Source organism: Streptomyces sp. NPDC045846 (genome assembly GCF_056431605.1).
The window spans coordinates 1-10,939 of sequence record NZ_JBWKKJ010000006.1; the positions used below are offsets into that span (position 1 = coordinate 1).

The 10,939-nt window shown below is 69.2% G+C and carries 11 protein-coding genes and 1 riboswitch; of the genes, 10 read left to right on the forward strand and 1 reads right to left on the reverse strand.

Annotation, left to right across the window (positions count from 1 at the left end):
- Positions 1–257: 257 nt before the first annotated feature.
- The 10 genes from clsA to AC07F3_RS17495 all read left to right on the forward strand — a co-directional run bounded on the left by clsA (position 258) and on the right by AC07F3_RS17495 (position 10,311).
- The gene (gene clsA, locus AC07F3_RS17450; RefSeq protein WP_114035232.1) at positions 258–866 is read left to right on the forward strand and encodes a cardiolipin synthase ClsA; all 609 of its coding nucleotides are present in this window, start codon (positions 258–260) and stop codon (positions 864–866) included.
- 113 nt (positions 867–979) lie between these two features.
- A complete protein-coding gene (locus AC07F3_RS17455) occupies positions 980–3,475 on the forward strand; it encodes a sugar phosphate nucleotidyltransferase (protein ID WP_469836846.1) in 2,496 nt (831 codons plus the stop codon).
- An 88-nt stretch (positions 3,476–3,563) separates the two neighbouring features.
- Positions 3,564–4,496, forward strand: a complete 933-nt coding sequence (locus AC07F3_RS17460) for a DUF881 domain-containing protein (protein WP_479114946.1) — start codon at positions 3,564–3,566, stop codon at positions 4,494–4,496.
- Positions 4,493–4,825: a small basic family protein gene (locus tag AC07F3_RS17465; protein WP_031069011.1), complete on the forward strand. Its 333-nt coding sequence runs from the start codon at positions 4,493–4,495 to the stop codon at positions 4,823–4,825. The genes AC07F3_RS17460 and AC07F3_RS17465 overlap by 4 nt, the downstream gene beginning before the upstream one ends.
- A 5-nt stretch (positions 4,826–4,830) precedes the next feature.
- Positions 4,831–5,640 carry a DUF881 domain-containing protein gene (locus tag AC07F3_RS17470; RefSeq protein WP_479114947.1) on the forward strand — a complete coding sequence of 270 codons (810 nt, stop codon included), beginning with the start codon at positions 4,831–4,833 and terminating at the stop codon, positions 5,638–5,640.
- An 82-nt stretch (positions 5,641–5,722) separates the two neighbouring features.
- Complete coding sequence (locus AC07F3_RS17475; protein WP_114035228.1) at positions 5,723–6,667, forward strand: FHA domain-containing protein; 945 nt, start codon at positions 5,723–5,725, stop codon at positions 6,665–6,667.
- 21 nt (positions 6,668–6,688) lie between these two features.
- On the forward strand, positions 6,689–7,432 hold the full coding sequence (ftsR, locus tag AC07F3_RS17480) for a transcriptional regulator FtsR (RefSeq protein WP_479114949.1): 744 nt from the start codon (positions 6,689–6,691) through the stop codon (positions 7,430–7,432).
- Between the two features lie 53 nt (positions 7,433–7,485).
- Positions 7,486–7,959: a bifunctional nuclease family protein gene (locus AC07F3_RS17485; RefSeq protein ID WP_006123076.1), complete on the forward strand. Its 474-nt coding sequence runs from the start codon at positions 7,486–7,488 to the stop codon at positions 7,957–7,959.
- A 223-nt stretch (positions 7,960–8,182) separates the two neighbouring features.
- Entirely contained in the window at positions 8,183–8,770 is a 588-nt protein-coding gene (locus tag AC07F3_RS17490; RefSeq protein ID WP_479114951.1) for a MerR family transcriptional regulator, read from the forward strand.
- A 56-nt stretch (positions 8,771–8,826) separates the two neighbouring features.
- Positions 8,827–10,311 carry a DNA polymerase IV gene (locus AC07F3_RS17495; protein WP_479114953.1) on the forward strand — a complete coding sequence of 495 codons (1,485 nt, stop codon included), beginning with the start codon at positions 8,827–8,829 and terminating at the stop codon, positions 10,309–10,311.
- Here the strand turns inward: AC07F3_RS17495 and AC07F3_RS17500 are convergent.
- The gene (locus tag AC07F3_RS17500; RefSeq protein ID WP_479114955.1) at positions 10,227–10,604 is read right to left on the reverse strand and encodes a PRC-barrel domain-containing protein; all 378 of its coding nucleotides are present in this window, start codon (positions 10,602–10,604) and stop codon (positions 10,227–10,229) included. The genes AC07F3_RS17495 and AC07F3_RS17500 overlap by 85 nt on opposite strands.
- Positions 10,605–10,740: 136 nt before the next feature.
- Positions 10,741–10,847, forward strand: a riboswitch (glycine riboswitch).
- Positions 10,848–10,939 lie beyond the last annotated feature (92 nt).

The window sequence follows — 10,939 nt, forward strand, 5'->3', positions numbered from 1 at the left end:
GCCTTTCAGCGCCGATGGTACTGCAGGGGGGACCCTGTGGGAGAGTAGGACGCCGCCGAACAAATTGTGGGGAAAGCCCCGCACCAGACCCGTAGAAATACGGGTCCATGGTGCGGGGCTTTTTCGCGTTTGCGGGCGTTTTCGGGGATGCGGTTGCGGGTCCAGGAGGAGCGCTCGTACCCCCGGTGCATCCGGGGCCCTCGCTGACGGTAGGGTCAGGGGGCATCGTTGGCACGTTTCCCACAGGAGGCCCCCGGGTGGAGGTCCAGGAGACTCGCGTTCAGACGGACCGGGTGCTCACCATCCCCAATATTCTCAGCATGGCGCGCCTTGTCGGCGTACCGCTCTTCCTGTGGCTGATTCTCCGCCCCGTCTTCGGCGGCCCGAACAGTGATGGCTGGGCTCTGCTGGTGTTGGCGCTGAGCGGTGTCAGTGACTACTTGGACGGAAAGCTCGCCCGGCGGTGGAACCAGATCAGCAGTCTCGGCCGACTGCTCGACCCGGCCGCCGACCGCCTGTACATCCTTTCCACGCTGGTTGGTCTCACCTGGCGGGAGATTCTGCCGATTTGGCTGACCGCTGCCCTGGTGGCCCGCGAGTTGATGCTTCTGGTGATGGTGGGCATCCTTCGCCGGCACGGCTATCCGCCGCCCCAGGTGAACTTCCTGGGCAAGGCCGCGACCTTCAACCTGATGTATGCGTTCCCGCTCCTGCTGCTCAGTGACGGAAGCGGTTGGCTGGCCTCCCTCGCGGCGATTTTCGGATGGGCGTTCGCTGGATGGGGTACAACTCTGTATTGGTGGGCAGGAATCTTGTATGTGGTTCAGGTCCGCCGGTTGGTGAAGGCGGACGTAGCGGCCGATTGAGCTCGGTGATCGCGGGCCCGGTGTCGTGCCGGAAGCCATGTGTGACGCCAGAGGCCTGCACGTGCGGGTGAAGTCGGCCAGACCGTCGTCTCTGCTAGGAGGACGTTTCCGACATGAAGGCCGTCGTGATGGCTGGCGGCGAGGGCACACGCCTTCGCCCCATGACTTCGAGCATGCCCAAGCCGCTCCTGCCGGTGGTGAACCGGCCGATCATGGAGCATGTGCTGCGGCTGCTCAAGCGGCATGGGCTCAATGAGACGGTTGTGACCGTGCAGTTCCTGGCGTCGCTCGTCAGGAACTATTTCGGTGACGGGGAAGAGCTCGGGATGGAGCTCACCTATGCCAACGAAGAGAAGCCCCTCGGTACCGCGGGCAGCGTGAAGAATGCCGAGGAAGCCCTCAAGGACGATGCCTTTCTGGTCATCTCGGGTGATGCCCTCACCGATTTCGATCTGACCGATCTCATCAATTTCCACAAGGAGAAGGGCGCCCTTGTCACGGTGTGCCTGACCCGTGTGCCCAATCCCCTGGAATTCGGCATCACGATCGTCGACGAAGAGGGCAAGGTAGAGCGGTTCCTGGAGAAGCCGACATGGGGACAGGTCTTCTCCGACACCGTCAACACGGGCATCTACGTGATGGAGCCCGAGGTATTCGACTACGTCGAGGCGGACAAGTCCGTCGACTGGTCCGGTGACGTCTTCCCGCAGCTGATGAAGGAAGGCAAGCCGATCTACGGCTACGTCGCCGAGGGCTACTGGGAGGACGTCGGCACGCACGAGAGTTACGTCAAGGCGCAGGCCGACGTGCTCGAAGGCAAGGTCGATGTCGAGATCGACGGGTTCGAGATCTCCCCGGGCGTATGGGTCGCGGAAGGCGCCGAGGTGCATCCGGACGCGGTGCTCAGAGGGCCCCTCTATGTGGGGGACTACGCGAAGGTCGAAGCGGATGTGGAGATCCGCGAGCACACCGTCGTGGGCTCGAACGTGGTCGTCAAGAGCGGCGCCTTCCTGCACAAGGCCGTCGTCCACGACAACGTCTACATCGGCCAGCACAGCAATCTGCGTGGCTGTGTGATCGGCAAGAACACCGACATCATGCGGGCGGCCCGGATCGAGGACGGCGCCGTCATCGGGGACGAGTGCCTGGTCGGCGAGGAGTCGATCGTCCAGGGAAACGTCAGGGTCTACCCGTTCAAGACCATCGAGGCCGGCGCCTTCGTGAACACGTCGGTGATCTGGGAGTCGAGGGGGCAGGCCCATCTCTTCGGAGCCCGGGGCGTCTCCGGGATCCTCAACGTCGAGATCACCCCGGAGCTCGCCGTCCGCCTCGCGGGCGCGTACGCCACCACGCTGAAGAAGGGCTCGACGGTCACCACCGCACGTGACCACTCGCGTGGTGCGCGTGCGCTCAAGCGAGCCGTCATCTCGGCGCTGCAGGCCAGCGCCATAGACGTACGGGATCTGGAGAACGTGCCGCTGCCGGTCGCGCGGCAGCAGACCGCGCGCGGCAGCGCGGGCGGGATCATGATCCGTACGTCGCCGGGGGTTCCGGACTCTGTCGACATCATGTTCTTCGACGAGCGGGGCGCGGACCTGTCGCAGGCCGGGCAGCGCAAGCTCGACCGGGTCTACGCACGTCAGGAGTACCGGCGCGCGTTCCCGGGAGAGATCGGAGACCTCCAGTTCCCCTCCAGCGTCTTCGACTCCTACACCGGGTCGCTGCTGCGCACGGCCGACACGACGGGCATCGCGGAGGCGGGGCTCAAGGTCGTCGTCGACGCGTCCAACGGAAGCGCCGGTCTGGTGCTGCCGAGTCTGCTCGGTCGGCTCAAGGTCGACTCGCTGACGATCAACCCGGGTCTGGACGAGTCCAGGCCCACCGAGTCCGCCGAGAGCCGGCGGGCCGGGCTCGTACGACTCGGGGAGATCGTCGCCTCGGCGCGGGCCGCGTTCGGGGTGCGGTTCGACCCGGTGGGCGAGCGGCTCTCGCTGGTTGACGAGCGGGGCCGGATCGTCGAGGACGACCGGGCGCTCCTGGTCATGCTGGACCTGGTCGCGGCCGAGCGGCGCAGCGGGCGGGTGGCGCTGCCGGTGACGACCACCAGGATCGCCGAGCAGGTCGCCGCGTACCACGGCACCCAGGTGGAGTGGACGACCACGTCGCCGGACGACCTGACCCGGGTGGGCCGCGAGGAGTCCACGATCTTCGGCGGAGACGGGCGCGGCGGGTTCATCGTGCCCGAGTTCAGCAGCGTCTTCGACGGAGCGGCCGCGTTCGTGCGGCTCATCGGGCTGGTGGCGCGCACCCAGCTCACGCTCAGCCAGATCGACGCGCGGATACCGCAGGCGCACGTGCTGCGGCGGGACATTCCGACTCCGTGGGCGGTCAAGGGCATGGTGATGCGCCGGGTCGTGGAGGCGGCCGGGAGCCGGTCCGTGGACACGACCGACGGCGTTCGGGTGGTCGAGGCCGACGGCCGCTGGGTGATGGTGCTGCCCGATCCCGCCGAGGCCGTCACCCATCTGTGGGCCGAGGGGCCGGACGACGTATCGGCTCAGGCGTTGCTCGACGAGTGGGCCGCGGTGGTCGACAGCGCAGGTCACTGATGTCGTGAGGGTGTGCCGGGCCGGCCTTGCGGGCCCGGCCCGGCACACCGGTGGGGCCATTCGGTGGCAGCGGTGCCGACGTGCGACGATGTGCGGCATGTCGCAGCAGCCCCCCGTTCGGAGCACGCCGTCTCCGCCCCCGCGTCCCGACGCGTCGATGTCGCTGCTGACCAATGTCATGGACCACGCGCTCGACGACGGCTACGCGGAGGCCACCGCCCGCCGCGAGGCCGAGGGCGCAGCGGGGATGCCGCGCACGCTGCGGGCCAAGCTCGCTCTCGCGGGTGGTCTGGTGCTCGCCGCTCTGGTGGTGACGGTCGGGGCCGCGCAGGCCCGCATCACCGCTCCTGTGGTCGCCAAGGAGCGCCAGGAGCTGATCGACCGGGTCGAGTCGGAGACCAAGGCCGCCGACAAGCTGCAGGACGATGTGGACGGGTTGCGGACCGAGGTCGGGGACCGCCAGCGCAAGGCGCTCGAGAAGCACGGCGGCGACCAGGGCGAACTGGTGGCGCTGCTGTCCGGGGCGACCGAGGTGCACGGGCCGGGCGTGAAACTGGTCGTCGACGACGCCAAGGACACCAGCCAGGGTGACGGCAGCCGCCCGCGCGAGAGTACGACCTTCGCGGACACCGGCCGGGTACGGGACCGGGACATGCAGCGCGTGGTCAACGGGCTGTGGCAGTCGGGCGCGGAGGCCATCGCCATCAACGGGCAGCGGCTGACATCGTTTTCGGCGATCCGGGCCGCGGGCGACGCCATACTGGTCGACAACCGGCCTCTGGTGCCGCCGTACACGGTCCTCGCGGTGGGGGACGGCAAGAAGCTGAGTACGGACTTCCAGGACAGCGCGGACGGTCAGTACCTGCACGTGCTGGAACAGAACTACGGGATCAGGGCGAGCATTTCGGCCGAGGCCGACGTGCGTCTGCCCGCGGCGCCGAGCCTGACCGTACGCACAGCAAAGCCAATGGCCACGGGCGCCGGCAAGGGCGCGGCCGACACAGGGAAGGGCACATCGTGATCGCCGTACTTGGCCTCGTCGTGGGAGTCGTGGTCGGACTTTTCGTCCGGCCCGAGGTGCCTGCGGTGGTCGAGCCGTATCTGCCGATCGCCGTCGTCGCGGCACTCGACGCGGTCTTCGGCGGGCTCCGTGCCATGCTCGACGGCATCTTTGTCGACAAGGTCTTCGTGGTCTCCTTCCTTTCCAACGTGGTGGTCGCGGCCCTGATCGTGTTCCTCGGTGACAAGTTGGGTGTCGGCGCGCAGCTGTCGACCGGTGTCGTCGTGGTGCTCGGCATCCGGATCTTCTCCAACGCGGCCGCCATCCGTCGGCACGTCTTCAGGGCCTGAGGCCGGTGAGCGACGTGAAGAACACCGATCAGGGTGACGGCGGCGAGGAGCGGCCCGTCGACGCTCCGGGTGAATCCGGCGAGGCGAAGACCGAACTGACGGGACGTCAGCGACTCGCCGCCGGGCTCTGGCCGCCGCGGGTCAGCCGGGCGCAGCTGATCGTGGCGCTGCTGCTCTTCGTCCTCGGCCTCGGTCTGGCCATCCAGGTCCGCTCCAACAGCGACAACAGCGCGCTGCGCGGCGCCCGCCAGGAGGATCTGGTGCGCATCCTGGATGAACTGGATTCGCGTACGAAGCGTCTTGAGGATGAGAAGCAGCGTCTGGAGGGCCAGCGCACCGAGCTGGAGACCAGCTCGAACCAGGCGGAGGAGGCGCGCAAGCAGACCGTGGAGAAGGAGCAGCAGCTCGGCATCCTGGCCGGCACGGTGGCGGCGCAGGGGCCCGGCATCACGTTGACGATCAGCGACCCCAAGGGCGCCGTCGAGGCCGACAAGGTGCTTGACACGGTGCAGGAACTGCGCGCGGCGGGGGCGGAGGCGATCCAGGTCAACGACGTCCGCGTGGTGGCCAACACGTACTTCTCGGACGAGACCGGGGGGATCGGCGTCGACGGCAAGAAGGTCACCGCGCCGTACGTCTTCAAGGTGATCGGCAAGCCGCAGGACCTGGAGCCGGCGCTCAACATTCCCGGCGGGGTCGTGCAGACTCTGGAGAAGGAGCAGGCCACCGCCACAGTGGCCCGCGCGGAGAAGATCGTTGTGAGCGCCTTGCGAGCCGCGAAGCGGCCTGACTACGCTCAGTCGTCCTCGCACTGATGAGGGCGGGCGTGAGACCTGCCGCACAAGGGCAGGAGGTTGCGGGGGGTCGCCGCTCCGTAACAGTGGTGCGTGGTGGAAACTGTTTGGCGGATACGGACGTTGTGAGGATGTCCGGGTCGGCAGGTGTGTTGATTCTGGGTTCGTCCTGCCCCACGGGCGGGTCTATTTCGGTCAAGGGGAATCGCCCGTGAAGTTGTTTGCGAAGTTGTTCGGCAAGAGCGCACGCCAGGACGGCGGCAACGCCGCCAGGCACCGTGCTCAGCGCCCCGGTGGGCCGGAGGAGCAGGGCGGGGAGCGCCCGCTGTTCCGCGATGAGGTGGCTGGTTCCGGTGGTGACATTCCGGGCGCGTCGTCTGTTGACCCTGCGGGTGCAGGGCGCATAGGTTTCGGGGAACCGTCAACCTCAGGTACGGGTGGAGGGTTTGGCTCCGACCCGTATGCCACCAGTGCCCACGCGGTGCCGCCGCGGCAGGAGGATCCGTCGATGTCGGGCATGCCTGTTTGTACGAGGTGCGGGCACAGCAATGCTGCCGCCAGCCGTTTCTGCTCCAACTGCGGTGCCCCGCTGCGGCCGGGTGTCGTTCCGGAGCGCGCCTCCGAGACCACCTCGACCATCTCGATCTCCGGTCTCGAGGCGTACGACGCCGAGGTGACGGGCCAGACGCAGCTGCCCTCGCTCTCCCCGGAGGCGCAGGCCGCCGTCGACGCCCTGCCGCAGGGCTCGGCGCTCCTGGTGGTGCGCCGCGGGCCGAACTCGGGAAGCCGCTTCCTCCTGGACGGCGAGCTGACCACGGCGGGCCGCCACCCGCAGAGCGACATCTTCCTGGACGACGTGACGGTCTCGCGCCGCCACGTGGAGTTCCGGCGCGGTCCTGACGGGCGCTTCACCGTCTCCGACGTCGGCAGCCTCAACGGCACGTACGTGAACCGCGAGCGGATCGACTCCGTCGACCTGGCCAACGGCGACGAGGTCCAGATCGGGAAGTACCGGCTGGTCTTCTACGCGAGCCAGCGCGCGCTCTGAGCACCGGCCAGGGAAGGTTCCATGCTGCAGACACCGACGGGCGGTGCCGGATCCGGCACCGCCGCCGCGGGCGGCCGGCTGATGAGCATCGGCGGGGTGCTCAACCAGCTGCGGGACGAATTTCCCGAGGTGACGATCTCCAAGATCCGGTTCTTGGAGTCCGAGGGCCTGGTGGAGCCGCGGCGTACGCCGTCCGGGTACCGCAAATTCAGTGCCGAGGACGTCGAGCGGCTGGCCCAGGTGCTGCGGATGCAGCGGGACCACTATCTGCCGCTCCGGGTCATCCGCGAGCACCTGGACGCCCTGGGCCGCGGTGAGCAGCCTTCCCTGCCCGCACCGGGCGGGTCCCGGGAGCTGCTCGACGGCCTCGGCGAGCCCGACGCCGACCGTCCCACGGCCGCCCGGGTGGGCCGGGCCGAGCTGATGGCGGCCGCCGAGGTCACCGAGGCGGAGCTGGCCGAGTGGGAGTCGTACGGGCTGGTCACGCCGGGTCCCGAGGGCGGCTTCGACGCGGAGTCGGTGAATGTGGCACGTCTTGTGGCGGATCTGGGGCGGTTCGGTCTGGAACCGCGCCATCTGCGTGCGGTGAAGGCCGCCGCGGACCGCGAGGCGGGGCTGATCGAGCAGGTGGTCGCACCCTTGCGGCTGCACCGCAATCCGCAGACCAGGGCCCATGCGGAGGCCACCACGAAGGAGCTCGCGGCCCTCTCCGTGCGGCTCCACGCGGCCCTGGTGCAGACCGCTCTGGGTGTCCGGCTTCACTGATCTTGTAGGTGCCCGACTACCCAAACCTGCCGAGCACGTCCTAGGGTTGCTGTGTGAACGAGCTCGACGTCGTGGGTGTCCGGGTGGAAATGCCCTCCAACCAACCGATCGTGCTCCTGCGTGAAGTGGGAGGCGATCGGTACCTCCCCATCTGGATCGGTCCGGGGGAGGCGACCGCGATCGCCTTCGCCCAGCAGGGGATGGCGCCGGCGCGGCCCTTGACGCACGACCTTTTCAAGGACGTGCTGGAGGCCGTGGGCCAGGAGCTGACCGAGGTCCGCATCACGGACCTGCGCGAAGGCGTCTTCTACGCGGAGCTGGTCTTTGCCAGTGGGGTCGAGGTGAGCGCCCGGCCGTCCGATGCCATAGCGCTGGCCCTGCGCACCGGAACGCCGATCTACGGCAGTGACGGTGTCCTCGACGACGCGGGCATCGCCATCCCGGACGAGCAGGAGGACGAGGTGGAGAAGTTCCGCGAGTTCCTCGACCAGATCTCGCCCGAGGACTTCGGCACCAACAGCCAGTGAGCTCCGGATACGCGTGATCCGGCGGCCCTCGCGAGGACGGCGTGCGCGGTGCGTGCGCCGGGGGTGTTTCGGCGCATTCGAGTAGCCTTTCCCGTCGAGAGTCACGGGAAACCACTCTCAGGGTGATTATCACTCGGCGTGCCGAGTGTGGCGATCGTTGACGCACCCCGAGTGACTGCCTACCGTCGAGTGGGCAGGTCAAGGACGGAGGGTCGGCGTGAGAATGAGCGGCGACGGTACGGCAGGGGGCGCTCCCGGACGTAGTCCGGGGGAGGGCGGGCCGTACCCGCTCCACAGCAGTGCGGCCGACCCGAGTACCGAAACGATCGGATACCGGGGGCCGACCGCGTGCGCGGCGGCGGGGATCACCTACCGACAGCTCGACTACTGGGCCCGCACCGGCCTGGTCGAGCCCAGTGTCCGTCCGGCGTACGGATCGGGCACCCAGCGTCTCTACAGCTTCCGGGACGTCGTCGTCCTGAAGATCGTCAAGCGCTTCCTGGACACCGGCGTAGCCCTCCAGAACATCCGCGCGGCCGTACAGCACCTGCGGGAGCGCGGCTTTCGCGACCTGGAGCGGATGACGCTGATGAGCGACGGGGCCACGGTGTACGAGTGCTCGTCCCCGGACGAGGTCGTGAACCTGCTCCAGGGCGGCCAGGGCATCTTCGGGATCGCCGTGGGCGTGGTGTGGCGGGACGTCGAGGCGGCCCTGTCGCAGCTGCACGGCGAGCGCGTGGACACCGGCGAGACCCTCGTCGGGCACAACCCGGCCGACGAGCTGGCCAGACGGCGCAACCGCGCTGTCTGACCCCTCCGGCGGCGCCGCCGGGCCGATTGTCAGTGGCGTACGGCAGCATCGGTCGTGTGAGAGCCGCGCCGACCATCCTGCATCTGGACATGGATGCCTTCTTCGCCGCCGCGGAGCAGGCGTCGAAGCCGAGCCTGCGCGGAAAGCCGGTCATCGTGGGCGGGCTCGGGCCGCGCGGGGTGGTCTCGACGGCGTCGTACGAGGCCAGACGGTTCGGGGTGCGCTCGGCGATGCCAATGGCGCAGGCCCGCAGGCTCTGTCCGAACGCGGCCTATCTGGTGCCGCGCTTCCAGCTGTACCGCACGATCAGCGAGCAGGTGATGGAGCTGCTCGGGCGGCTGTCCCCGCTGGTCGAGCCGTTGAGCCTGGACGAGGCCTTCGTGGACCTGGAGGCGGGCGGGGTGGCCTTCGGGTCGGCCTCGGCCCGGGAGGCCGGTGAGCGGCTGCGCAGGGACATCAGGGCGGTCACCGGGCTGAGCGGATCGGTCGGGCTCGCCGGATCCAAGATGCTCGCCAAGATCGCCTCCGAGCAGGCGAAGCCGGACGGGCTCGTGCTGATAGAACCGGGCACCGAGCGGGAGCTCCTCGCGCCGATGACGGTGCGCACCCTGCCGGGCGTCGGGCCGGCCACCGGGGAGCATCTGCGGCGGGCCGGGATGGCCACGGTCGCCGACCTCGTCGAGGCGGGCGAGGACGAGCTCGTACGGCTGCTGGGGAAGTCGCACGGGGCGTCGCTGTACCGGATGGCGGCGGGGTACGACGACCGGCCGGTGGTGGCCGAGCGGGACGCCAAGTCGGTGTCGGTGGAGGACACCTTCGACATCGACCTCCACGACCGGGTGCGGATCACGACCGAGGTGGGGCGGCTCGCGGACCGGTGCGTGCAGCGGCTGCGCGGGTCCGGGCACTCGGGCCGGACCATCGTGCTGAAGGTCCGCCGCTACGACTTCTCGACGCTGACCCGGTCCGAGACGCTGCGCGGTCCCACGGACGACCCGGCGGTGGTGCGCGAGGCCGCCGGGCGCCTGCTCGACTCCGTGGACACCACCGGTGGTGTCCGGCTGCTCGGCGTGGGGGTCAGCGGGCTCGCCGACTTCACGCAGGAGGACCTGTTCGCTCAGGCAGCGGGGGAGCGGGCGGAGGAGGAGCCCGAGGGCGAGCAGGGCCCGGCGGAGCCCGTGGAGGCGGAGCCCGAACCGGATCCGGCGCAGCGGCGGTGGCTGGCCGGGCACGACGTGCGCCATGCCGAGTACGGGCCGGGGTGGGTGCAGGGCAGCGGGGTCGGCCGGGTCACCGTGCGCTTCGAGACGCCGACGTCAGCGGGGCCCGGCCGGGTGCGCACCTTCCGGGTGGACGATCCCGGCCTCACGGTCTCGGAGCCGCTGCCGCTCGTCGAGGGAACGGACGCGGCGAGGGGCGAGGGCGAGGGTGAGGCCGGGGAGGCTGTCGTCGGGGGTCAGATGTCGCCGCCCGCGAGCCGGCCGAAGTCGCGGTCGGACGGCGGCGGGCCGGGGTCGGGGGCCGCGATGTCCAGACCGTAGTGGTGGTAGAGCTGGAGCTCCTGGTCCGGGGAGAGGTGGCGGCCCACGCCGAAGTCGGGCGCGTCCTTGATCAGGGCACGGTCGTACGGGACGTGCAGGGCCTCCTCGACCAGGGTGCTGGGTTCCAGGGGGACGAAGGCGTCCCGGCTGAACAGGCCGGTGCGCACCGCGGCCCACTCGGGTGCGCCCGTCGCGTCGTCGAGGTAGACCTCGTCCACCGTTCCGATCTTGCGTCCACTGCGGTCGTACGCCTTGCGGCCGATCAGGCTGCGCGGATCGATATCGGTCTGCACGGTCCCTCCAACTGGTCGCAACCGGTTACAACTGCTCCATAAGCACTACGAAAGTGCACATCGTGAGTGTTGGCCACTTGAGACATGGAACAAAGAATCGGGCTCGGACCTCGCTGGTAGGCTGGCAAACGGCTGCTGACCCCGTGCGGGAGAGCCCTCCGGCGAGCTCCCTGAGTTCGCGGCGGGCGCCGAAGGAGCAACTCCTCCCCGGAATCTCTCAGGCCCACGGACCGCACGGACGAGGTCACTCTGGAAAGCAGGACGGGGGAAGCACGGGCACTCCGGCCCGGGCGGAACCTTTCCTCACCGACGGTGAAAACCGGGTCGCTGCCACG